Below are 22,265 nucleotides of genomic sequence, written 5' to 3' on the forward strand. Positions count from 1 at the left end.
AAAACGTCAATCAAAGAGCACGATAAAGTTGAATCTAAAGCAACAGGGCTGGGGGCTGGGGGAGCAAATTGGTAAACATCTAACAAGAGCGGATATCTCACCGTCATGCAGCCATGTTACCCACTGTGTGTAAAAAATCTATCAACTTAATATAACAATTCTGTAAATTGCCTCTGTGTGACCTGGTTCACAAGCAAAGAAATTAAAGTGCCAAATTCACAAAATTTGATAGGAGTTTGACATTTGGGCAATTTTCGACACTCATAACAAAAGTGATATCCCCAAGGTCAAACCCGTACAAACTAAATATTCCACAAAAACAAAAAAGGACGTACATTCTAGTACGCCCCTTCAGAAAATCGCGATCGCGGTTTTCTTGTATTCAGTTAACCTTGCATTAATACTTGTTGAGGTCAATTCCGGCTTCTTTGGCAAAAGCAGCAATGCTTTTCTTTTCTAGCGTTTTAATTGCTTTGGTGGAAAGGTGTAGGCGCACCCAACGGTTTCCTTCTGCCCACCATACACGCTTCCACTGCAAGTTCACGCCTTGCAGCTTTTTGGTGCGGCGATGAGAGTGCGAGACAGCATAGGCGTTATTTGCTTTTTTTCCAGTTAATTCACATCTGCGACCCATACCAGCCTCCAGCTTTTCATATCTTCGGTTTATTCCAGTCCTTCATTATATAGAGGGAACGGAAAATAACGCAATCTGTGACTTCTTTGACCCCACCCTCACCCACCATCATTAAGAGGGAAACAGGAGTTACCTCAAGCCCCTCGCCAGCTGGCGAGGGGCTTGAGGTAATGTCAATTAATGGTGTTGAAATGTGCCTTAGCAACTTAGCGATCGGTGAGACGGGTCAGAACTTGGTTTGAGCGATCGACGAAGGTTTTCATCCCCTCAGCATCAAAGCCTTTTTGCGCCATCAGTGCCAGATCATAAATCTGGTTGCAGATAAGAGTACTCAACTCGGCTGAGGGCGACTGTCCGCTGGTTTGCAGAATGGTTCCTTGATTGAGGGTCAGCAGATTTTCGATCAGCGGATGGGCAGTGTTCACCAGCAAAATGTGTTCTTCGGGAAATTCCACCGCTTGCTGCTGCATCATAGCGGTCATTTCGCGCATACGGCGCAGATGCTCCGGCAACAGCACAACCGCAGGCGGCGCACTTTGAGGATCTCCAGCTTTGAGCGCTTCGGTACGGATGGTCACTTTTGGTTTGGCGATCGCGCTTTGAAAAAGCTCCTTAATCTGCTCACTGCGAGTTTTGTTAGTGGCAGGATCGACAATTTCGGTTTCCTTGTCTTTATCAATCAGAGTGTCATCTAAATCCGCATCTACACGAGAGAACTGAATCGTGGAATACTCTCGCTCTAAGAAGCTGATGAAATGGGTATCAATAAACGAGTCCATAAACAAGACTTCAATGCCTTGCTTTTTGTGGAGCTCCACATAGGTCGCTTGAGTGATTTCGTCATTGCAGTAAAAAACGCGGTTTTCGTGATGGGTTTTGTTGCGTTCTAGATACTCTTTAAGCGTGGTGTAAGGGATAGAGTTTGAGGTCTGAGTGCTAGAGGTGGACGCCGCTGGAGAAGAGACATCTTGCCAAACGTCGCTCTCACCCGACTGCACTTGCACTTCAGGAGTAGCGCTGCTCTCCTCGATCTTCGTCTCCTGACTGCCTTCCCACGTGGTGCGATAAATGAGAATATCTTCGACTTGCTTTTTAAACTTGTCGTCGTTGAGGGAGCCAAATTTGACGAAAGTGCTGAGGTCTTGCCAACAGCGGATATATTCGTTGAGATCGTCACGGTACAGCTCTTTGAGGCGATCGCCCACTTTCTTGGCAATGTAGTTGGCAATTTGACGAACCGTGCGATCAGCTTGCAAAAAGCTACGAGACACGTTTAGCGGAATATCAGCACTGTCGATCACACCGCGTAAGGGCAATAAAAAGCGCGGAATCACCTCTTCACAGTTGTCACTGACGAAAACCTGATTGCAAAAGAGCTTAATCTGGCTCTTGGTCACATCCACATCGGGCTGTAGCTTGGGGAAGTAGAGAATCCCATTCACCACAAACGGATAATCCGTATTCAAATGCACCCACAGCAAGGGCTCTTCTTGATAGGGATAGAGGTAGCGATAAAACTCTAGATAATCCTCTTTGCTGAGATTGCTAGCTGACTCCTTCCAAGGTGCCTTTTGGCGATTCACCTGTTCCGGTGCTTTGGGTTCGATGGCTTGTTCAGCGGCTTGTTCTGGTGCAATTTCTGACTCTACTTCTGCCTCTGCTGATAGTTCAGGTGGCGCTTCTATCACTGCCAGTTTGATGGGTACAGGCAAGAAATCACAGTATTTGGTGATCAACTGCCGCACCCGGTATGGCTCCAGATATTCCAGTTCTTCATCTTGCAGCGTCAGAATGATGGTGGTGCCCCGGGTAGTGCGGGTTGATTCACTCAATTCAAATTCCGTAGAGCCATCGCAAGACCAATGCACGGGAGTGGCACCGGGCTGGTAGGAAAAGGTATCAATATCTACATGAGCAGCGACCATGAAAGAAGAGTAAAACCCCAGCCCAAAGTGCCCGATAATTTGTTGATCGGTGCTGGCTTTATATTTATCGATAAATTCTTCAGCGCTGGAGAAAGCGACTTGGTTAATGTATTTCTTCACTTCATCGGCGGTCATGCCAATGCCAGTATCTGACACAGAAAGTGTTTTTGCTGCTTTATCTAAGGTGATGACAATTTCGGGTTCACCTAAATCGCCGGAGTAGTCGCCGGAATGAGAAACCATTTTCAGCTTTTGAATGGCATCCACAGCGTTGGACACCAGTTCTCTGAGAAAAATCTCATGGTCTGAATACAGCCATTTTTTGATAATGGGGAAAATATTTTCGGTATGAATCGAAATATTGCCTTTTTCCAGCACAGTCGTCATAGGGAAAACTCCAGAAGAATAGAGGTGAGGGATCAAAAATGAAAAGTGAGGGTGGAAAATGCCTCAACGCTATTTTGAGCAAGTTGCTTCAATTCAAGTTGCTTCAATTGTAGTCAGGGAAGGAGCTTTCGTTGGAGATGCGGATTTCCCTACCTTAAAGGAGTGAAGGGGGAAGGGGAGAGGAGCTTAGCGATAGTTTAGGGCTGCGATCGCTAAACAGATCCAGCCGCCAATCAAGGCAACGCCACCGATAGGGGCGATCGCGCCGAGCCATTTAATGTCAGTTAGGCTGAGCGTATAGAGACTGCCAGAAAAAATTAGTACGCCTGCAATGAAGCTGTAGCCTGCTGCTGTTAGCGTTGGCGGCGGCAACTCAGCCTGATAAATCAATAAAGCAACTGCCATCAACGCGAGGGCATGATACATCTGATAGCGGACACCCGTTTCAAAAATCTCTAGGGCGCGATTGCTGAGTTGAGGACGCAGGGAATGGGTAGCAAAGGCTCCAGCGGCAACGGAAAGCCCACCAAAAATAGCAGCGATCGCGAGGAAAAGTTGAGGCATAAAAAGTGCGAGGTGTGAGGTGCGAAATGCGGGTTTCAAGCATTACTCTGTTTGACTGCCGCCTAGTTCTTTTGGTGCTTCGAGGTTGAAATAGTAGGAAAAGCTGCCTTCTTCGGTGACGTTGTAAGAAGCGTTAAATTCTTTGGCGCAGGTGTCTAGATAGGCTTTGGCAGCTTGCCCCTCCAATCCGGTTTCCATGGAAAAGCGCAATACGGTAAGATGCCCACTATGTTCTTGTAATAGTCGAAAAAAGGTAGCCTGGAGGCGATCGCGTTCTTCCTGCTTACTCCGCCGCACATTTGAGAACAGTAACCAGCTACCGAAAGCAGTCGGCGGTAAACCTAAGATAATTAAAGCTGCAACGGCACCTTCGCGATCGCCAGCCGTATTCTTTGGGTTAAGGGCCTCAGTCATGCCTACGAGGGAAATGGGAATACCAATTCCCAGTAAAACTCCTATGGCAATTTTGGTGAGTAACTTCATGGTTTGCTGCTTTTGGGGCGATCGCGGTATTAGGTTTGGTCAAACTTTCCCACATAAAACCGATAATTGACGTTTCCCTGATCATCCACATCAAAGTTGGCATCAAATTCTTTAGCCCGTTCATCCAAGTAAACTTTTGCCAGTTTCCCCGACAATCCAGTTTCCATTGAAAAAGCAAGGGTCGTAATTCGTCCATCTCCCTGATCCAGGAGTTTAGAGAAGGCAGTATTCAGGCGATCGCGCTGTTGCTGTTGCTTGTCTTGACGCAAACCCAAAACAATCCAGCCTCCCCACGCCGCGAGAGGCACCCCAAACGCAAGACAAGCGATCGCTCCTTCTTTTCGCTCTTTCCTACTAATATCCGTATTGAATGGTGCGTAAATTCCAGAGCCAATTAGGACAACACTAAGACTTAGCAAGACAGTTGCCCAAACAGTTGTGAGAAGTTTCATAGTCCAACTCAGATTGAAGTTGCTAAATCCTAACTTTGTTGAGAATAAGTTGTCACTGTTAAACGCTAAGCAATGAAAATTCAACAAGTCCGATATTTGGTGGGGATTTGCCATTCGGGCAGCCGTCTCTGCAATCCATCCAAGAGTGACGTTCCGAACGCTAAACCCGTACGCCCCAATATCCGATTTTATTTATCTGCGATCTTAAATGGCAGAAAAAAATGCAGTTGAAACTCGATTATGTCCGAACGGCCTCTAGCAAACGAGAGAAGTAGAAACGGGTTTTGGTCATGGCGTTGCGCTCAATCTTCCAGCCCTGGCTTTCCAAAATTTTCACTACTTGAGCTTCGCTATGCAGGTAAGCGCGGGTGGCTTTACTAGGACCGGGAAAAAAGTCACCAATCTTTTTTAATACAGTGTAAAAAACAGTTTTGGGTGCAAAGCTGAGGATCAAGCGCGACTCTGCCAATGAACTCAGATGTTGGATCATTTCTGCTGCTTTGGTTTGAGGATAGTGAATTAACACATCCAGACAGACAACCGTGTGGTAGCGCCCGGTTAATCCTTCTAAATCCTGCACAGCAAAAGTAAGATTTTCTAGCGATAGTGCCGCCGCCCGATCTTTCGCTTCTCCCACCATTTTTTCAGAAATGTCGCTGGAGAATACTTGCGCTCCGGTTTCTGCTAAAGGAATACTGAGACTGCCAACCCCACACCCTGCATCACAAATGGTCAGGTCTTTCAGGTTGCCGTCTGCTTTTAACCACGCCAGCACGGTATCCACGGTTTGCTGATGTCCGGTACGGATGTCTAGCTGGACTTTGTTCACTTCGCCGTCGCCGTAGATTCTGCGCCAGCGATCGAATCCGGTAGCGTTGAAATATTCGCGAACAATTTTTTTATCGTCAACTGCGGTCATAGTGATTATTTTTGTCGTGAGATTGCAATCAGTGTTGATCGTACAGGAGTTGCAGTGCAGTTTTGAGTTCTCATCTCACTCACGACTCAAAATTCCCTAACCTTTCCCATTGCAATTCCCCGGATTGCGATTGATGCCAACGCAGCAAAGAGGCAGGTTGCCCAATGTAATCAGTAGACAAACCGATCGCCCGTCGAGGTGCACTCGTCGCCAGAGCGATCGCCTGCTCTACATCACATCCCCACTTCACCAGGTTTTGTGCCCCCACTAGCAGCGGCAAGGTTGTGCCAGAAAGGGTGCCATCCAACAATCGGGCCGTGCCGTCAGTGACTTCAATTTGGCGAGTATCCCAGGGGTAGATGCCATCGGGCAAGCCAAGAGGAGACAAGGCATCGCTGACCAAAAAGATTCCCTGCTCGTAGTTAGAGGCCCGCAGCAAGATGTCAATCATTACGGGTGAAACATGCTGCCCATCGGCAATTAAACCACAGCGCACTTGAGGATGAGCGATCGCAGCTCCCAGTAACCCTGGTTCTCGATGGTGCAAGGACGGCATCGCGTTAAAAGCATGAGTCACCATAGTGGCTCCCTGATCAAAGGCTCGTTGTGCTTGAGCCGCTGTTGCCAGGGAATGCCCCAAGCTAACGGTAATACCCAGCGATCGCAAGTAAGGAATGACCTCACCTGTTTCATCCAGTTCTGGGGCTAATGTCATCACTTTGACCAGACTGGCATAATCGCCTAGCACCCGTCTTACAGTATCTAACGTCAGCGGCAGCAGATATTCTGCGGGGTGAGCGCCCTGTTTAGCAGGGTTAAGAAAAGGACCCTCTAAGTGAACGCCCAAAATGCGGGAGGAGGGCGTGGCAAGAATGGAGAGAGATCGCTGAATATTGTCTACAGAAGTTGTGACCAGGGTTGGCAAGTAACCATCGACACCGTGCTGCCAAAGAAATTGATTGATGGCTTCTAACTTACTTGCCGTATCAAAATCTAGGTCAGGAAAAGCTAACCCTAATGCCCCGTTGATTTGCAGATCAATACCGCCGAGGGAAATCCAGTCGCCCTGCAAATCCAAGAACGCAGCAGCCGGAATCATGCTGGACTGCGGTTGCAGAGAGAGGATGACTTCATCTTGAATCGTAAGCTGTTGTAAGCCTACGTAGCCTGGAATACGAGCGTTAGTCAGAATTAAATCAGGCATTTAGCAGGAGCGAATTTAGCAAGAGAGAGGAAAGGCGATGGCATGACAAATTTACGGTTTTTCCTATTAGATCTTTGCCACCTATCGTAACTTGGCTGCTACTGTGGCGCATTTGTATACCAATGGCATCTTTGAGGGGAACACTAAGTTGAATCAAAATTAGAGATTTAAAGCATTTGCAGAGAGAATTTTTGAGAAATCATTTGTAAATGCGATCGCTTTGGTCATTTTAGATAGGATACGACTATGCAAACTTAAGAGTAGATTAAGGCTAGGAGATCAGACCGATAATCGATTTACCTTTTTATATAAAATTTATTTTTCTAGCTGTCTGTCAATTTTTTGAGTACTAGTTTTTTGGAATGAAGAGTGGTTAATGAACGAGCCGCAGATAAAGCGTAACCAGAGTACTATCCTGATTGTGGATGATGTGCCTGACAATGTAGCTTTGCTTCGCGAAATGCTAAGCCTTTCGCAGATGAGCATTCAATCAGCCTCAAATGGCGAGACTGCTTTAGCATTAGCAGAATCTATTTTGCCTGAACTGATTTTGCTGGATATTTGTATGCCCAAGATGGATGGTTACGAAGTCTGCAAAAAGCTCAAAGCAAACCTCGCGACCAAAGATATTCCAGTTATTTTTATCAGTGCTCTAAACGATGTGCCAGACAAGATTAAAGCCTTCAAACTAGGCGGAGTGGACTACATTACAAAACCGTTTCATAGTACTGAAGTTGCCGCCCGTGTTGAACTGCATTTGTCGTTGCGACGATTACAACAGCAACTTGAACAGCAAAATGAAAAACTGCGCCATGAGGTGAGCGATCGCCGTGCTGCCGAAACTTCTCTGCAACTTGCGAACCAAGAACTACAGCGGTTGGCTCATTTGGACGGACTAACACAAGTTGCGAATCGTCGTGGTTTTGATCAGTCTCTAGCCTACGAATGGTGCAGATTGACGCGAGAGCAACATCCTCTAGCCTTGATTCTGTGTGATGTGGATTGTTTCAAACAGTTTAACGATACCTACGGTCACCAAGCTGGTGATGAATGCTTGCGTCAAATTGCGGGTGCGATCGATCTAGCAGCCAAGCGCCCCGGAGATCTGGTGGCTCGCTATGGAGGAGAAGAATTTGCGGTTATTTTACCCAATACGCCGACGCAGGGCGCATTAAAAGTTGCCAACGAGATTCAATGTGCGATCGCAGACTTGAAAATTGCTCATCAAGGATCGTTAGTGAACTCCTTCGTCACGATTAGTATTGGCGTTGCAGTGGTTACTCCCCTGGCCGATGTATCATCGATTCATCTTGTAACAGCGGCAGATCGGGCACTCTATCGGGCAAAAGCTAGTGGGCGCGATCGCATCGTTTTAGAAGAAGGTATTTTGAAGGAAGCATCCCATTTCGGAACGAGCCCATCATTTTGAGATAAGTAAGGGAACCAAGGAATAATAAGGGGGAAGGTCGGGAATGACGTAGCGCAAGCGCGACGAAAGTTGTTCGCCCTATTAGTCTGCCTCTTAAGATTATTTGCCTTTTAGCTTACTTGTCTTCCAAACACGCCTCATGAAATTTTCTTTCTCAAGTGTTCCTGCCTTGTTTGCGCTGGCTCAATATTTGCTTCCACTTTTGCTAATCTGCTTCCTCTATCTGGATTCTTCCCCAGCGCTTGCAGGCACTTTGACAGAGCGTATTGTTGCGTTTCCTGAGTGGACTGATAAGCCCGCTGTGCAACCTGTTGAAGGCGATTTAATCTACCCAGATTGGATGGTGGGCACCTGGAAAATGACCAGCACACTGGTGAATATGGTTGCGCCGTTGGCACCCGAAGTGACCACTCCTGGATTTGATGGCAATCAAGATTTTTTGAATATACCCGTGACCTGTCAAGTGCGATTTTTACCCAGCAATGTTTTGGAGCGGCACAAAGCAGGATTACCATTTCTATCCTTGCCAACCGGATCTCTGACAAAAGCGTTGGTTGTCTCTGATCGGGCTTTTAATGGTCTAAGCCTTGCCAAAGCCTACTTGGGCGATCGCGTATTTCGTGTTTGGGTTGATTCACGCGATCCCAATCGCATGACCACAAAATTTCGGGATAATCGAAAGTTGTTTTCCTTTGCCACCGGGCGCAGCGTTGAACAACCTGATTCAGAGCATTTCATTGCCTCGGAGCTATTCCAGCAGTTTTTTCAAGCACCCGAAAAACCCTACAAGAATCAGGTAGAAACGACCACAGCCTATGCTCATCAGCCTGATGGCAGTGTGACGGCTGATCAATTCACGGCGGTTTATCTCAACCCACCCCATCCTAAAGCGTTTGTGGCAGGAGATCGCCCCGTTGCGCTCTATCGCTACACACTACGATTTGTCCGATAAAGCTATGAAATTGGTTTTTGCTTACTGACCTCAACAGGCGCTTTCGTGATTCATTGCCTTGAGTAATGCCGCCAATGCCTGATCTTCGGATTGATTCACCTGCCGATCCATCATGGCAAGACTAACCGCTTTCGGGAGGGCGATCGCGGCAACATCTGCATCCAGTCCATCCATCAAATCATCCAATGATTGGGGCACTTTCAACGCCGATCGCACACCCAGCAAAGTGGATTCATCAAAGCCAATTGCTTCTAACTGAGGTTGCAACTTTTCCCAGGCCGTTGGCTGAGCTGGGCTGCCAACTTGAATTAAATAAGCAAGCAACCGCTGTAGAGTAATTTGCTGATGGGTTGTGAATTGAGCAGTATCTATAGATTCGCTATATTCTGACGTGCCGCTACCCAAATTGCCGACTATTTTTTGCCAATCGCCGCTATCGCAGGCTTCGGGTTTATCTACCGTGAGACAGAGATGAATCTTGCCGTTTGCTGTTTTAAGTTGCTCTACTTGAGCGTGAACGCCCAAAAAACTGAGCCATTGGGCAACGGTTGAAATAAGCACAGAACGAGTTGCACGGCTATTTGCCAGCAGTCGAACTTGGGTTTGGACCATCGGGCGAACAATGTGTGACAACATAGCAATCTGCTGAAACCTAACAACCTGAACCTGCCTTTCAGGATATAAGAGTTTCCGCGATCGCAGTCAAAATTTGGGAGTTCCCTAACAAAACTAGCCTCTAGCTGCTCATTCCTTCATCTAAGAAAATGTTTTGAGAGTCGATTAAGTCGATTAAGTCGGTCAAACAGACACAATGTAAGGCGAAGCGATGGCAGGCGATCGCCCAGATTGCACTAAGGCTTGGTAGACAAAAGCGGCGACTTCGGCACGGGTGGTGTCACGCACCGGGTTTAACTGCCGGAGGGTTGGAAAGTTGACCACTAGCTTTTGCTGAGTTGCCGTTGCTACTTGATTTTGGGCGTATTGAGGAATGGAAGCACGATCATCGTAAGCAGCAAGCAGAGTGGCATCTCCACCAGATAAGCCCAAGCCGCTGACCAAAGATGCCAGCAGTTGAAACCGTGGCATATTTTGGTCGGGCTTGAAGGAACCATCTGGAAACCCTGAGATGAAACCAGCCCGATAGGCTTGATCAATAAACGGTTTTGCCCAAAAGGTTGCTGGAATATCCGAAAATGCGATCGCATCCCGTTTGGGTGAAGGATTGAACGCTTTGACCAACAGCGCTGCATATTGCGCCCGATTGATGGCAATATCCGGCTTAAAGCTACCATCGGCGAACCCGCCAATCAGGTTTTGCTTTGCCAGAGACGAGATGAAGTCTGTTGCCCAATGTCCAGCAATGTCGATGAAAGCAGCAGCTGTCACATTAGGAGTAACGATGTAAGGCGAGGATGTCGCGGGTGCCTGGTTCAGCGCCACCAACGCTTGATAGACCAGCGCCGCAATTTCACCCCGCGTTACATCCCGCATGGGTTCTAATTGGCGCACCGTAGGATAGTTCACCACGATTTGGCGTTGGGTTGCTGTCGCCACTTTTTCGGTGGCATAGCCAGGAATTTGGACGCGATCAACGTAAAAGCTTAATACATCCAACATGCCGCCTGTTAACCCTAAACCGCCAATCAACGACACGATCGCTTGCACCCGCGTCAGATTTTGATCAGGGCGAAAGGAACCATCGGGAAAACCCGAAATAAAGCCCATTTGGTTAGCTTTTTGAATAAAGGGGAATGCCCAAAAGCTTTGCGCCACATCCACAAATGGGGTAGCTGATTGTTTTGCAGGCAAATTAAAGGCTTTGGCGATAATGGCGGCGTATTGGGCGCGGGTAATGGCAGCTTGAGGCTTGAAGGTGCCGTCCGGGAAGCCGCTGATATAGCCTTTGCCAATCAAGCCGCGAATGAATCCAGCCGCCCAATGGGTTTGAATATCGGTAAGTTCACCAGGATTAGGGGGGGGCACAGGCGTTGGGGTAGGCAGTGGTCCAGGGTTAGGAACTTCATTTGCCAGTAGTTCCAATAAACCCTTGACCTTAGTGGGATTCACCTGATTGCCCACAGACACAATTTTGGTTGCGGTGGCATTGTTAATATCAAACTCGGTGTTATCCCGAAAAATATTGCCCCCTGGATCTTGCCCTTTGCCCAGGTCAGGAAAGGCGCGATCGATAATCGTCAAGCCTTCACTAGTATTGCGTTCTACCACGTTAGATCGCAGCACCGGACGACATTCCTGACCCAGCACCATTCCCGATCTATTCTCAAATACCCGGTTCTCTGCTAGCAGCGGAGCTGCCTGATCTCCAATAGAAAAGCCAAAGCCTGTGTTCTGGCAAACATTTCGTCGCCATTCCCCCTTAGCATTTCGCACAATGCTGAAACCGTTGGCATCATTGCGGGTCGCCACATTGTCATACACAGCAGGGCTAGCGCTTCCGGTCGCAAAAATGCCTTCTCGCTTGCAGTTGATAAAGGTGCAGTTGATGATGACTGGATTGGTCGATTCAATCCAGACTCCCGTTCCCCGTGTAGCCGGATTGGTAACGCTCACCCCCCGCAGCTGGGCGTTCGTTTCCATGCGAAGAGTAATGTTTTGTCCGGCGAAGGTTTTGCTAGCGAAACTCCCGCTGCCGTTAATCGCAATGCCAGCGCCTTTCGTGGCTTCATTGCCAATCACCGTCACCCCAGCAGGAATGGCTAAGGGGAAAACCTCGCCGCTAGTAGCGCTGTAGGTTCCGGGAGCAAGCTGGATGCGATCGCCCAATTTTGCCTGTTTCAGCGCACGACTGATGGTTTTGAAGGGAGCCGCTTGAGTTCCAGCAGCAGCGTCGTTGCCTTTTGCTGAATCAATATATAGAGTGGCAGCAGGTGCAGCTTGAACCATAATCTTCTCTCACTCGCTGATTGTGATGTTTTACGCTTCGCCCCAATCATCAAGATGGGGTATCAGTCTTAGGTGGTCATCACTACAATAGTCGAAAGGCGTTTCCAGTTTCAAAAGTAAGGAATGCGATCGCCCACTGCTTAACCTAGTTATTTACCCCAATTACTCATTTCGTGATGGTTCCCTTTGTTGTCTGCTTTAACATTTTAATTGGGTTTATTTGCTTGATTGTTGCCCAAAAACTGTGGGCGCTAAAACTAAAGCTACCTAAAATAGCCAGTAAACTCTCAGGAGTTGAACAGTATTTTTATCGACTCCTCTACGCTGCTCCCACCAAACTTGGAAAAGCAACATTGAGCGTTAATAAAGCGCGATATGGCTATCAAGGTTTAGAGCAAAAGCTTCAGAAAATCCAAAAGTTTTTATCACTCATTAGCTTAGGGCAATCCCTTTGGCGACAGCAAAACTTTTTCAATCAAAAGTCAGGAGTTCGGGGCGAGGGCCAAAAGTTAAAAAATAAGGCAAGTAAGACAATCTGAAAAGATTTTTAATAAGCAAAATACTCATGACAGACGGGTTGTGTGGTTTTTTCTAGAAATTCCCTAGCTCTGACACCCGCACCATCACCCCCAATCTCTCCTAGTCTGCCAAAGATTGATAAGATGAAAGCTTTGATAGCTGAAACTGACTTAACGTTTTCCTGAATGGCAAAAATAGGGCTGGAATATGTCAAATAATCGGTCTGGATCGTTTTTGGGAGGACTGCTGTTAGGAGCCGCCGCTGGTACAGTCGCGGGAATTTTGATGGCACCTCGAACGGGTCGTGAAACGCGTCAGATCTTGAAAAAATCTGCGGATGCCTTACCAGAGCTAGCAGAAGACTTGTCTACAACGGTGCAGTTTCAGGCAGATCGCCTTTCGGAGTCGGCGCTGCGAAACTGGGATAGCACCTTGGGTCGCTTAAAGGATGCGATCTCGGCTGGAATGGAAGCAACTCAGCGGCAACATCAAGCCTTAGAAAAATCCGATTCCTTGGCTACCCAATCTCAAGCTCCTACCCGCGATACCCTTTTGTAGCCACCACCAGTGACCAATCCTCTCTTCTGGCTAGTTCTATCTTTTTTGTTCGTCACCGCCAGCTTGACGATTGTACTTATCGTTGCTATTCCTACCTTAAAGGAATTAGGCCGAGCCGCCCGTAGTGCAGAAAAACTGTTTGACACCTTGCGCCGAGAGTTTCCACCAACCCTAGAGGCGATTCGGCTGACGGGCATGGAAATTACTGACCTCACGGATGATTTGAGTGAAGGTGTGCAAAGTGCCGGGCAGGTTGTGAAGCAGGTAGATCAGTCTCTCAGCGGTGCCCGCAAGCAAGCTAAAAAAGTGCAGCTTGGCACTCGCAGTTTATTTACAGGGGTGAAAACTGCCTGGAAAACTTTTATGCGATCGCCAGCGTCCCCCCGGCGATCAACCGAGCGCCTGCAAGCTAGCAATACAAGTGGTGCGCGGTTGGAATCCTCTGAAGAGCGCCTCCCCATCCGACCCAGCCCACGCGCGGCTGTGGAAGAAACAACCTATCCGTCAGAACTTAATGATGGCAGTCATTCTGCTCCTGTTCTGGCTGCCGAAAATATTGCCAAATCTCACTACGCAGAAGAGCCTCAATCTAAAAGATCTGATTCAGATGTGACACAAGACCCACGATATTTAGCAGACGATATTTAAGCGATCGCGGTTTTATAAGGCAGATGGGCACACTGACACTGGGTCGGGAATCAAGTGTTGCTGAATTGAATCTGTCTGTAAACTCAGTTCCTCTTTAAATCTATGTTTCGTCTCAACAAGAGTGCCTTTGAAATTTTGAATGCTGAGCTGCGACGGTGCAACACTAACGATGTGGCATCTCAAGTTCAGCAACAGATTGTGTTGAAACGGCTAGAAAAGCTGCGGCTGCAAACGGGAACTCCGTTGACTGAAGACGAGTTGCGCGAGACCTTAAATGACTTATTCCCCAACTTCAATCCCAAAGTTTTGAAACAAGCGGCAAAGGCGAATCGCCCGCCCTCTGCCCTGTGGAACTCGATTAAACTAGGCACGATCGCGGTTGGTGGGATTGCTGGCGGCATCTGGTTTTTGAATTTGCCTTACCCCATGATTCGGTATCCAGTGGCACGTGTGATGCCGATGGTGCTGCTACCCAGCTTCATGAGTATGGATCACCACTATCGACAAGCGATCGCTACTACTGAACAAGCCGATCAGTTGGTGAATAATGCGACGAGCTCAGCCGATTTTGACTTGGGCGCAACCAGAGTCAAAACCGCCCAACAACATCTAGATGCTCTGCCGGTGTGGTTTTTGGGCTATTATCCCAGTGCTTACTGTGGTTGGTTTGGCTGTAGCTGGCGTTTCACCTTGGATGAGTTTCAGCAGGCACGGAAAAACGTTGCCCGTATGGATGCTCGTTTATTCCAGGAAAAAAATGCTCAAACCCAGTTGCAACAGGCAAATACTGCCGTAAATAGCGCGAAGCAATCGTATCAAGCAGCCCCCAATCAAGCCAGAAAAGATGATGCGATCGCCCAATGGCAGCAAGGAATGGATCGACTGCAAGAAGTGCCGGGTGAAACCTTAGCAGGACGTACCGCCCAAACAAAACTCAAGGCTTACGAAAGAGATTTTCAGCAGTTGGTGGGCTTTAGTGTAGACAACGAGCGATCGGGTAACTTAATCCAAGCAGCACAATTTTCAGCAGCCACAGCAGCAAATTTCTCTACGGGCAAAGCGCAGGGTGTGGAAGTGTGGCAGGAAGCAGAAAAGCTGTGGAATGAGGCGATCTCAACTCTAGAGACTATTAAGTCAGACGATCCTGATTATGTTCAAGCTCGAAAATTATTGAGCCAATATCAACTAAAACTCAGCTCTGTCCGAATCCGTTTGAAGCAAGAGCAGGAATCAGCCCAGGCATTTGAACAAGCTCAGCAGTTACAAATATCGTTGCTTGCCTCAGTCCGATCAGGAGCAAAAACGGCGACACCGCAGCAAATTAGTCAACTCCGCCAAATTGAAAAAACTTTGAGATACGTAAAACAGGGCACGACTGTTTACCCAGTGGCTCAAAATTTACTGAAAGCGGCTCAAAAACGGCTTCAGCCCATTGGTGGCTAGAAAGCTAAAGAGTAATGCCATCCCAATCCGCGATCTCACTGGTAGATCGAACCAAGTGCATCCCGGCTTCAGCAAAACGTTCGTAGGCAGCATCGGCTTGCTCAGTAAAGTCAATCACACCAGGAACCACGACAGGCGAGGTGCAATCTTCCAGCAAATACACTTTGCTTGCTAGGGCAGGATCAAACAATTGAATCTCTGTCAGCAAATCGGCGATCGTCCAGGCAACGCAGTGACTTTTTGCCTGACCTGCCACAATCACCGCATCAAACTCCAGCAGGGTTTGAATCAGAGATGTGTTTTTCTGCGCTAAAATACTGCCCTCCTGACCCTCCATCACTTCTGGCCGTAGCACAGAATAGTTTTCGGTTAGTGGATGGCTGCCTTTCAGTTCAAATTGGGTTTGGCTGCTGCGGGCAACACTATGGAAAAACATCGCTTCTTCTACGGCTGAGACGAGTGCATGTCCAATGCCGCCCAGCATGGAATGATAGGGCCACACGGTCAGAGGATACTTGCCTGCGTCCGTTAGCTTTTTGGTGTAGTGCAGAGCATGATGCTGTAACGCTTCCAGGTTGCCTTTAGCGATGCTGGGGGCGATCGCCGGATTGACGCGCCACACGCCTTGCTGCACATCCTCCAAGGTAATCATCGTCGCTGCCGGAGTTGGATGTTCTCCCGCTGCATTCACCCAAAAAATCGGATGGAAAATCTGCATTGCCGTGTGAGTATCCATCGTCGGTATGATTTGGGTAATCACGCCCAAATTGCGATAGATAAACTCACATAGCCTCTTGCTGTCATCCACTGCGCCCATACCCAACCGTCCACCCACAAATAGTTCAAAATCGGGAATGCAAAAAGTATTTTGCACATCGATCGCCAACAGGCAAATCCGTGTGGTGTCCTCTGCCGCAGGCTGAAGACGATGGTGCTGCGCCCACCGTGTCGCTTCATCAGCGCGATCGCCATAGTGCACTCGCCAAACGTCTTTCACAGTCTGCGGATTAAAGTGGGTTGGAATGGGTAACTGAGCCTGAGCCATAGGGCAACTCCAGTACACTGAAAGGGCTGATATTAAAGATTATTATAATCAGTTTTGGTAAAAAATACCATAATTGATTTGCGTGACGATTTTGGGTGATTGGAATATCTTGCTATGTTGCCGAGTGACTTATTAATTCATCGCTACAGTGGCGAAACCGTAGTGCCAAAGCGGTTGGTGATCAATTCAGCCAACGTGGCGATCGCGGCGGATTTGATTCATCAGTTTCAAGAAGCAAAAGGCGGCACAAGGGGCGAACTGAATCGTCAACTGCTAGAACTTGAAGGCGAGGATACGGACTATCGCATCAAGCGCGGATTGGCTCATTTACTTAGCGCTGATGCCTTTAGCACTTTTGAAATCGTCAGTCCACTCGATCCCGCCACGTTGCGACAGCGGATCTTTGAGATCTCGGCTCAAGCTCCGGCTAGCGCGATCGCTACCACCGCTACCCTTCAAAGCCTTGCCGATGCCCTAACCCAAGAACTGGGTCACGAGATTTTGACCAATCAAATTCAAACGGGACTCTACGCTGATCTATCTGAAAACCAAATTTTAACCAGCTTTGAACCACCGACTCCAGAAGCCTTGCTCCATCGCTACAACCTATCGCAGGCTCAGGGCATCTTTTATCGCGCTAGCCACATCACCCTCAACGCACACCGCAACGATCCGGGCGAATATAAGCTGCTGTTTCGCTACCTAAAATTATTTGGGCTGATGACTTACATTGAAGGCGATGCGGATCATGGATTCACCCTCACTATCGATGGTCCCACCAGCCTATTCAAACCCAGCACCCGCTACGGTCTGAAATTAGCAATGATGCTGCCGGCACTGTTGCATGTGACCAAGTGGAACCTGACCGCCACTCTGCAACAGAAAGATTCCTACTCTGGTAAAGCGCGGACTGGACGCTTCAGCTTAGATGCAACCTGTGGCTTGGTCACCCACTATCCCCCTGGCAAACCTTATGACAGTATGCTGGAGTCGGGATTTGTTGATCGCTGGGCAAAAACGAAAACCGACTGGCGGCTAGAGCGCGAAGTCGATCTAATCCCGATTTCTGGCAGCGTGATGATTCCCGATTTTCGGCTAGTTCATCCTGACGGACGCACCTTTCTGCTAGAAATCGTCGGCTACTGGCGACCCGAATATCTGCAAAAAAAGTTTTCTCAAGTGCAGCAGTCAGGACGAAATGATTTAGTGCTGGCAATCTCTGAGCGGCTCAACCTAGAAAAAGCTGGAGTCAACTTTAGCCAAACTCCCGCTCGATTAGTTTGGTTCAAGGATCAGTTGAGTCCAAAAGCAGTGCTGGAGGTGGTAGATAGGGAATGACGATTGATGATTGGCGAGAAAGAATGCAACAGCTAAACTGGATCTGCTAGCTGCCTTGTTTCAATTTTGTTCTTTAGCCAGTGCCCCATGCTTAAACGCTCTCAGTTTCAGACGGTGCTATTAACTTTGGCTATTTTGCTAGCAGGAGTCACTGGATGCCGCAGCAATCAAACAACTCAGACGATCGCCCCTATTGCATCACCATCACCAGCGCCCAGCGCCATGGTAACTCCACCTGCTCCATCTGCTGCTTCCACCACCGATCCGGCTGCGATGCAAGCTGCTTATAAGCTGGCGCTGCAAAAAGCAAGCAGTGCCAGAAATATCAGCCGCACTGCCCTGACGGACGACGACTGGACGTTGGTCGCAAGCCGTTTAGAGGCGGCAATCTCTCTGCTTGAATCTCTGCCTGCTTCCGCCCCTTATCAACCGTTGGCAAAAACCAAGCTGAAGGAGTTTAAGCGAGAATTTGCTACGGCTCAAAAGAAACTCGCGCAAGCAAAGCGCGATAGTGATTCCATACAAACCTCAGGGTTAACAGCCGGTGATTCTGGATCGCTCAGAGTCTCTAGCGCGATCGCCACCAGCGGCACAAATTCAGGCAAAGTGTTCCGTGCCCCCATTAAACGACGAGCAGGGGGCACTCCGGTGATTGATGTCACCTTTAACGGCAATCAAACCTTTGAAATGATTGTGGATACGGGAGCCAGCGGCACGGTGATTACCCAGGCAATGGCGCAGGCGTTGGGTGCTCGGATTATTGGCAAAACTAAGGTGAATACTGCTAGCCAAACGGGTGTGGAAGTGCCGTTGGCATACGTTGATTCAATCGCCGTGGGTAACGCAGTGGTCAAAGATGTGATTGTGGCGATCGCCAATGCCGCTCTAGATGTCGGCTTATTGGGGCATGATTTTTTTAGCGATTACGATGTCACTGTTAAGCAAGAAGTAGTGGAATTTCGTAGACGATAGGTAGAGTGCGGGGTTTGGAGTTAAGAGTTTGAAGTTCGGAGTTCGGAGACCCTACCCGAACGAAGTTCGGAGTTTCTATGATTGACAACTGGCAGGTCGTTCCTGGAGTGGTACAGCAAGGACACCAAATTGCCTCTGGCTGGGCGAATTATAGTCCTTATCCCAAGGGCAGCATTGCAATGCAAATGCCTTACTTTCAGGCATTGGGATTAGATTTATCTGCCCTGTTCAACGGCACGTTGAATATTTCCATTTACCCTGCCACCTTTGTGATGCAGCATCCGACCTATACCTTTCGCGAGGTTCATTGGACGGCGGCTCATCCCCCAGAAACCTTTTCCTTTTCGCCCTGCCAGCTTAGGTTCCAATCTCTTCAGTATGAGGGTTTTGTCTATTATCCGCACCCTGAAACCAAGCAGCGTCATTTTCAAAACTCTGCCATTTTAGAAATTTTGGCACCGCCGATCGCTGGGATTGGTTATCGCGATCGCGTTGAGCTTGCCCTGAATCCAACCGAAATTTTGATCGTAAATCCCCAGGAAAGCTAGGATAATGGGGCATTTGCAGGTTGAAATCGATGAAATTTAGCGAAGTTGTCCAGCGGCTAGGGGTGTCAGTGGAACGCACCAGTCTTGGCTTAGATAATGCCCCCGATCCAGATATTACTGGAGTAGCGGCGGTGGACGAAGCAACGTTAGGGCAACTGAGCTACATCGATGGAGCGAAGTTTGCAGCCCAAATCGAAACAACTTGCGCGATCGCTCTCATTTTGCCCCGCAATCAAGCCTTACAAGCCGCTGCTACGAAGCGGAGCATTGTCTGGATCGAAACCACAGAACCTCGGCTAATGTTTGCCCAAGCGATCGCGGTGTTCTATCAACCTTTTCAGCCAGAGCCAGAGATTCACCCAACCGCTGTGATTCATCCGACGGCAAAAATTGGGACAGAAGTGGCGATTGGCGCGCATGTGGTGATTCAAGCAAATGTGACCATTGGCAATCAAGCGTGCATTCATCCCAACGTGGTGATTTATCCCGATGCCCAAATTGGCGATCGCGTCATTCTCCACGCCAACTGCACGATTCACGAGCGCACCCGCCTGGGAACGGACTGTGTGGTTCAACCGGGAGCGGTGATTGGGGCAGAGGGGTTTGGCTTTGTACCCACGGCGCAGGGCTGGTACAAGATGCAGCAGTCGGGCTGCGTGGTGTTAGAAGACGGCGTGGAAGTGGGCTGCAACTCCACGATTGATCGTCCGGCGGTGGGCGAAACCCGGATTGCGCGACAGACCAAGCTCGACAATCTTGTGCATATTGGGCATGGCGCTCAGATTGGCTTTGGCTGTGCATTTGCGGCGCAGGTGGGCTTGGCTGGCGGCGTGGAAGTAGGCAATCGCGTCATTTTGGCAGGGCAGGTGGGCGTAGCGAATGATGCCAAGATTGGCGATGGCGCGATCGCGTCTTCTAAAACAGGTGTACATGGCACCGTTGATCCCGGACAGGTGGTTTCCGGCTATCCCTGTGTGGAACACAAAATTTATCTCAAGTCGTCGGCAATTTATAGTCGCTTACCTGATATGTATCAAACGCTCAAGCAATTGCAAAAACGAGTTGACGAATTGGAGCGCGATCGCATAAAGGCGGAGATGGAATAATGCCGGGTTTAAGCATTAGGGCAAACGCATCCCAAATCTCTGCTGCTATAAAAACTCTTGATACGTTTGGGAACTCCACCTCTTTAGAGCGGAGCGGAAAACAAGCGATCGCTTTGTCCGTTCTCTTTCTTTGCCAATTAATAAGTTTAACGCCAGCAAATCTTCGAGTAAATCTTCGAGTAAATCTTCGAGCAAGTCATCGTTTGGGTTGAAACCGTAAGCTTGTATCACGAAGCGATCTAGTGTGGTGTGCAGCTTGAAGAGTTGGCTGGTCAGTCCGTGGAAATATCCGTTGTAAAGCTTGGTGATACCCCACTGTTTTTTCGACCTTTGTTGCTATCTGTCGTTGTAGAGTGCTTGGGCGATTTCACAGACTTGTTGAATAAGATCCTCATCCATAGTCTCTTTCTATAGAAAAAACAAAGCCGCAAAAGCGATAGATGAGTGAGTATTATGTGACACATCTCACAACAGTAAATACTGGCACATCGATATAATTCTTTTGTCAATTCAATTTGATACCTGATTAGTATTTCAAATTTACCCACCAATTAGGAATTAAAAGTTTTAATGGCAAAGCAAGCTCCTGCGGTTTTGAAAGAAGTATCTGTAAGCTTGCCGTTTGGCATTGGCTCTGCGAAGTGGCAAGCTGACCCGACCGAGCAAAATGCGGCATGGTCACTGTATGTGGAATTGGTCACGCGCATCGCAGTGCAATCACTAGGAACGGAGCAGGGGCTGCTGCGGGAGGCGCTAAATTCACTGTATACGCTGTTTGGCACAACGCGAGAGGTATTGAGATCAGCGGGTCCGAAGGTGGGCGCATCGCGGCATTCTGTGGGGGGAATCGCGATCGCGGTTTTGAACAATGGCTTGCGTCCGTTTATGGCCCGCTGGCACCCCACACTAGAGGAATGGGAAGTGCAGCGCGCTAGCAACGTGAGCAAAAAGGTGCATGAGCAGAACTGGTCGGAAGTTGCCCAGATGCGTCAAGAGTTAACGGAGTTGCGGAGCGATTTAGAGCAATATGCGATCGCGCTGGCAAAAATTGCAGGAGTCGAACAGTAGCTAGGAGCAATTGAATAATGAGTGGTCAGCCCAAATTCGATGTTTTTCTTGCTCACAACAGTAAAGATAAGGAGTTAGTTGAAGAAATTGCTGAAAGCCTTGAAGAACAGGGTTTGAGTCCATGGCTAGATAAAGATCAAATTTTAGGAGGAGATTTGATCCTTGATGAACTTCAACTTGCAATAAAAAACAGTACGTGCGCTGCTTTCTTTATTGGAAGACATGGGCTTGGAAAATGGCAACAAGATGAACAAAGAGTTCTAATTCAACAATCCATTAGAAATGGATCTCGTGTGATTCCGGTTGTATTACCTTGTGTAAGTGAGGACTTTTTAGAATCAGCAGAATTTCTCTTTTTAGGCGGACGTTCGTGGCTAAAAATAGAGAATTATCAAGACGTTGGCATCTTTATAGAAAAGTTAGTAAAAAGCATTAAGAAGTCTAGCAGTCGCGATCTAACTTCTGTTTCTTCTAATCGAGAACCTAGATTCGACTCAACTATTGATGATCTTCTCGTACGAAAAAGCCTACTAGAGAAAAAACTCGAAGCAGTAGAATTAGAGATTGAACGCGTAACACTCTCTCTAAAGAAAGATAGTGTTGAACCGGGTCTAGATATTCTCTTGCATTGGTTATCCGGCAGAAGACTTCTAGCTGAGAGATATGGAAGAATAGCACTTCGGAGCTTTCAAAGTCTAAGAAGAGAAGCTGAAGAAAAAGGAAATTTAGACGATTTTTATTTTCAGTTGGAAAGCTATTTGGAGTTAATTTACCTCTCCTTGTCAAAGGATAATAAACTCTTTTTGCGAGAGCCTCAGACCCCTCCTACCTTTGCAGATTTTGATGTTTACGATCATGCCTCCCCCGATGTATATAGAGAAGTCTTCAGAATTCTCAAAGAAAATATTCCAAATGACAACGTTGAATCTTCTCAGAAAAGTAAGCTCGAAGAGCATTTCGATGAATTATGTGAAAGACTTCAGGCTTACTTCTAACGCTATAGCAGCTATATTACTGAGCTGAATTTATACGCCAAGTTGTCGATCAATTTCATCTACTCTATTTAGAATTCTCTGAATTTCCTCTATGCTTCTAGTCATTTCTCTAAGCCTCCACTTTAAGCTCTGCTTTTCATTAATCAGGGCTGAGAATTCTTCATCAGTCATA

At 47.9% G+C, this 22,265-nt stretch carries 22 protein-coding genes; 11 read left to right on the plus strand and 11 right to left on the minus strand.

Going from position 1 to position 22,265, the window contains the following annotated elements:
* Positions 1 to 397: 397 nt before the first annotated feature.
* The 7 genes from rpmB to nagA form a co-directional block, all read right to left on the minus strand.
* Positions 398 to 634, minus strand: coding sequence for a 50S ribosomal protein L28 (gene rpmB, locus JOY44_RS16895; protein WP_171574791.1), 237 nt, complete (start codon positions 632 to 634; stop codon positions 398 to 400).
* Between the two features lie 206 nt (positions 635 to 840).
* Entirely contained in the window at positions 841 to 2,946 is a 2,106-nt protein-coding gene (gene htpG, locus JOY44_RS16900) for a molecular chaperone HtpG (protein WP_171574792.1), read from the minus strand.
* Between the two features lie 186 nt (positions 2,947 to 3,132).
* Positions 3,133 to 3,510: a DUF423 domain-containing protein gene (locus JOY44_RS16905; RefSeq protein WP_171574793.1), complete on the minus strand. Its 378-nt coding sequence runs from the start codon at positions 3,508 to 3,510 to the stop codon at positions 3,133 to 3,135.
* A gap of 42 nt (positions 3,511 to 3,552) precedes the next feature.
* Positions 3,553 to 3,993 (minus strand): hypothetical protein, encoded by a 441-nt coding sequence (locus JOY44_RS16910; protein WP_171574794.1) that lies wholly within the window; start codon positions 3,991 to 3,993, stop codon positions 3,553 to 3,555.
* A 29-nt stretch (positions 3,994 to 4,022) separates the two neighbouring features.
* Positions 4,023 to 4,445 carry a hypothetical protein gene (locus tag JOY44_RS16915; RefSeq protein WP_171574795.1) on the minus strand — a complete coding sequence of 141 codons (423 nt, stop codon included), beginning with the start codon at positions 4,443 to 4,445 and terminating at the stop codon, positions 4,023 to 4,025.
* A 238-nt stretch (positions 4,446 to 4,683) separates the two neighbouring features.
* Complete coding sequence (bchM, locus tag JOY44_RS16920) at positions 4,684 to 5,364, minus strand: magnesium protoporphyrin IX methyltransferase (protein ID WP_171574796.1); 681 nt, start codon at positions 5,362 to 5,364, stop codon at positions 4,684 to 4,686.
* Between the two features lie 79 nt (positions 5,365 to 5,443).
* Positions 5,444 to 6,568, minus strand: a complete 1,125-nt coding sequence (nagA, locus tag JOY44_RS16925) for an N-acetylglucosamine-6-phosphate deacetylase (protein ID WP_171574797.1) — start codon at positions 6,566 to 6,568, stop codon at positions 5,444 to 5,446.
* Between the two features lie 376 nt (positions 6,569 to 6,944).
* On the opposite strand from nagA, the gene JOY44_RS16930 reads away from it, so the two are divergent.
* Together JOY44_RS16930 and JOY44_RS16935 are read left to right on the plus strand one after the other, a co-directional pair.
* Positions 6,945 to 7,997: a diguanylate cyclase gene (locus JOY44_RS16930; protein WP_171574798.1), complete on the plus strand. Its 1,053-nt coding sequence runs from the start codon at positions 6,945 to 6,947 to the stop codon at positions 7,995 to 7,997.
* A gap of 139 nt (positions 7,998 to 8,136) precedes the next feature.
* Positions 8,137 to 8,949 (plus strand): DUF6816 family protein, encoded by an 813-nt coding sequence (locus tag JOY44_RS16935; protein ID WP_197985513.1) that lies wholly within the window; start codon positions 8,137 to 8,139, stop codon positions 8,947 to 8,949.
* Between the two features lie 30 nt (positions 8,950 to 8,979).
* Here JOY44_RS16935 and JOY44_RS16940 read toward each other — a convergent pair whose 3' ends face one another.
* A complete protein-coding gene (locus JOY44_RS16940; protein ID WP_197985514.1) occupies positions 8,980 to 9,561 on the minus strand; it encodes a hypothetical protein in 582 nt (193 codons plus the stop codon).
* A gap of 186 nt (positions 9,562 to 9,747) precedes the next feature.
* A complete protein-coding gene (locus JOY44_RS16945) occupies positions 9,748 to 11,853 on the minus strand; it encodes an S-layer homology domain-containing protein (RefSeq protein ID WP_171574800.1) in 2,106 nt (701 codons plus the stop codon).
* 726 nt (positions 11,854 to 12,579) lie between these two features.
* Here JOY44_RS16945 and JOY44_RS16955 point away from each other — a divergent pair.
* From JOY44_RS16955 to JOY44_RS16965, 3 genes are all read left to right on the plus strand, one after another.
* Entirely contained in the window at positions 12,580 to 12,930 is a 351-nt protein-coding gene (locus JOY44_RS16955; protein WP_171574801.1) for a YtxH domain-containing protein, read from the plus strand.
* Between the two features lie 63 nt (positions 12,931 to 12,993).
* On the plus strand, positions 12,994 to 13,578 hold the full coding sequence (locus JOY44_RS16960; protein ID WP_203032041.1) for a DUF948 domain-containing protein: 585 nt from the start codon (positions 12,994 to 12,996) through the stop codon (positions 13,576 to 13,578).
* A 102-nt stretch (positions 13,579 to 13,680) separates the two neighbouring features.
* Positions 13,681 to 15,021, plus strand: coding sequence for a hypothetical protein (locus tag JOY44_RS16965; RefSeq protein ID WP_171574802.1), 1,341 nt, complete (start codon positions 13,681 to 13,683; stop codon positions 15,019 to 15,021).
* A 4-nt stretch (positions 15,022 to 15,025) separates the two neighbouring features.
* Here the strand turns inward: JOY44_RS16965 and JOY44_RS16970 are convergent, their stop codons facing one another.
* Positions 15,026 to 16,066, minus strand: coding sequence for an isochorismatase (locus JOY44_RS16970; RefSeq protein WP_171574803.1), 1,041 nt, complete (start codon positions 16,064 to 16,066; stop codon positions 15,026 to 15,028).
* A gap of 114 nt (positions 16,067 to 16,180) precedes the next feature.
* Here JOY44_RS16970 and JOY44_RS16975 point away from each other — a divergent pair, with 114 nt between their 5' ends.
* From JOY44_RS16975 to lpxD, 4 genes are all read left to right on the plus strand, one after another.
* A complete protein-coding gene (locus JOY44_RS16975) occupies positions 16,181 to 17,404 on the plus strand; it encodes a DUF790 family protein (RefSeq protein WP_171574804.1) in 1,224 nt (407 codons plus the stop codon).
* Positions 17,405 to 17,491: 87 nt separating this feature from the next.
* A complete protein-coding gene (locus JOY44_RS16980) occupies positions 17,492 to 18,376 on the plus strand; it encodes a TIGR02281 family clan AA aspartic protease (protein ID WP_171574805.1) in 885 nt (294 codons plus the stop codon).
* Positions 18,377 to 18,453: 77 nt separating this feature from the next.
* Entirely contained in the window at positions 18,454 to 18,924 is a 471-nt protein-coding gene (locus tag JOY44_RS16985; RefSeq protein WP_171574806.1) for a hypothetical protein, read from the plus strand.
* Positions 18,925 to 18,953: 29 nt separating this feature from the next.
* Positions 18,954 to 20,030, plus strand: a complete 1,077-nt coding sequence (lpxD, locus tag JOY44_RS16990) for a UDP-3-O-(3-hydroxymyristoyl)glucosamine N-acyltransferase (protein WP_171574807.1) — start codon at positions 18,954 to 18,956, stop codon at positions 20,028 to 20,030.
* A 45-nt stretch (positions 20,031 to 20,075) separates the two neighbouring features.
* On the opposite strand, the gene JOY44_RS16995 is transcribed toward lpxD, so the two are convergent.
* A complete protein-coding gene (locus JOY44_RS16995; protein WP_171574808.1) occupies positions 20,076 to 20,261 on the minus strand; it encodes a hypothetical protein in 186 nt (61 codons plus the stop codon).
* Positions 20,262 to 20,600: 339 nt separating this feature from the next.
* Here JOY44_RS16995 and JOY44_RS17000 point away from each other — a divergent pair, with 339 nt between their 5' ends.
* Together JOY44_RS17000 and JOY44_RS17005 are read left to right on the plus strand one after the other, a co-directional pair.
* A complete protein-coding gene (locus tag JOY44_RS17000; RefSeq protein ID WP_171574809.1) occupies positions 20,601 to 21,098 on the plus strand; it encodes a hypothetical protein in 498 nt (165 codons plus the stop codon).
* Positions 21,099 to 21,115: 17 nt separating this feature from the next.
* Entirely contained in the window at positions 21,116 to 22,093 is a 978-nt protein-coding gene (locus JOY44_RS17005) for a toll/interleukin-1 receptor domain-containing protein (RefSeq protein ID WP_171574810.1), read from the plus strand.
* The last annotated feature ends 172 nt before the right edge of the window (positions 22,094 to 22,265 follow it).

The sequence above is a fragment of the Leptolyngbya sp. Cla-17 genome (assembly GCF_016807185.1).
In the GTDB taxonomy this organism is placed as follows: Bacteria; Cyanobacteriota; Cyanobacteriia; order Leptolyngbyales; family Leptolyngbyaceae; genus ULC077BIN1.

Excerpts from the sequence above, each read along its gene's own strand:
- rpmB (WP_171574791.1), bottom strand. The coding sequence starts at position 634 with ATGGGTCGCAGATGTGAATTAACTGGAAAAAAAGCAAATAACGCCTAT.
- lpxD (WP_171574807.1), top strand. The coding sequence starts at position 18,954 with ATGAAATTTAGCGAAGTTGTCCAGCGGCTAGGGGTGTCAGTGGAACGC.
- JOY44_RS17005 (WP_171574810.1), top strand. The coding sequence starts at position 21,116 with ATGAGTGGTCAGCCCAAATTCGATGTTTTTCTTGCTCACAACAGTAAA.
- JOY44_RS16940 (WP_197985514.1), bottom strand. The coding sequence starts at position 9,561 with ATGGTCCAAACCCAAGTTCGACTGCTGGCAAATAGCCGTGCAACTCGT.
- JOY44_RS16935 (WP_197985513.1), top strand. The coding sequence starts at position 8,137 with ATGAAATTTTCTTTCTCAAGTGTTCCTGCCTTGTTTGCGCTGGCTCAA.
- JOY44_RS16975 (WP_171574804.1), top strand. The coding sequence starts at position 16,181 with ATGTTGCCGAGTGACTTATTAATTCATCGCTACAGTGGCGAAACCGTA.
- JOY44_RS16980 (WP_171574805.1), top strand. The coding sequence starts at position 17,492 with ATGCTTAAACGCTCTCAGTTTCAGACGGTGCTATTAACTTTGGCTATT.
- JOY44_RS16965 (WP_171574802.1), top strand. The coding sequence starts at position 13,681 with ATGTTTCGTCTCAACAAGAGTGCCTTTGAAATTTTGAATGCTGAGCTG.
- htpG (WP_171574792.1), bottom strand. The coding sequence starts at position 2,946 with ATGACGACTGTGCTGGAAAAAGGCAATATTTCGATTCATACCGAAAAT.
- JOY44_RS16905 (WP_171574793.1), bottom strand. The coding sequence starts at position 3,510 with ATGCCTCAACTTTTCCTCGCGATCGCTGCTATTTTTGGTGGGCTTTCC.
- JOY44_RS17000 (WP_171574809.1), top strand. The coding sequence starts at position 20,601 with ATGGCAAAGCAAGCTCCTGCGGTTTTGAAAGAAGTATCTGTAAGCTTG.
- JOY44_RS16985 (WP_171574806.1), top strand. The coding sequence starts at position 18,454 with ATGATTGACAACTGGCAGGTCGTTCCTGGAGTGGTACAGCAAGGACAC.
- bchM (WP_171574796.1), bottom strand. The coding sequence starts at position 5,364 with ATGACCGCAGTTGACGATAAAAAAATTGTTCGCGAATATTTCAACGCT.
- JOY44_RS16945 (WP_171574800.1), bottom strand. The coding sequence starts at position 11,853 with ATGGTTCAAGCTGCACCTGCTGCCACTCTATATATTGATTCAGCAAAA.
- JOY44_RS16915 (WP_171574795.1), bottom strand. The coding sequence starts at position 4,445 with ATGAAACTTCTCACAACTGTTTGGGCAACTGTCTTGCTAAGTCTTAGT.
- JOY44_RS16910 (WP_171574794.1), bottom strand. The coding sequence starts at position 3,993 with ATGAAGTTACTCACCAAAATTGCCATAGGAGTTTTACTGGGAATTGGT.
- JOY44_RS16930 (WP_171574798.1), top strand. The coding sequence starts at position 6,945 with ATGAACGAGCCGCAGATAAAGCGTAACCAGAGTACTATCCTGATTGTG.
- JOY44_RS16970 (WP_171574803.1), bottom strand. The coding sequence starts at position 16,066 with ATGGCTCAGGCTCAGTTACCCATTCCAACCCACTTTAATCCGCAGACT.
- JOY44_RS16955 (WP_171574801.1), top strand. The coding sequence starts at position 12,580 with ATGTCAAATAATCGGTCTGGATCGTTTTTGGGAGGACTGCTGTTAGGA.
- nagA (WP_171574797.1), bottom strand. The coding sequence starts at position 6,568 with ATGCCTGATTTAATTCTGACTAACGCTCGTATTCCAGGCTACGTAGGC.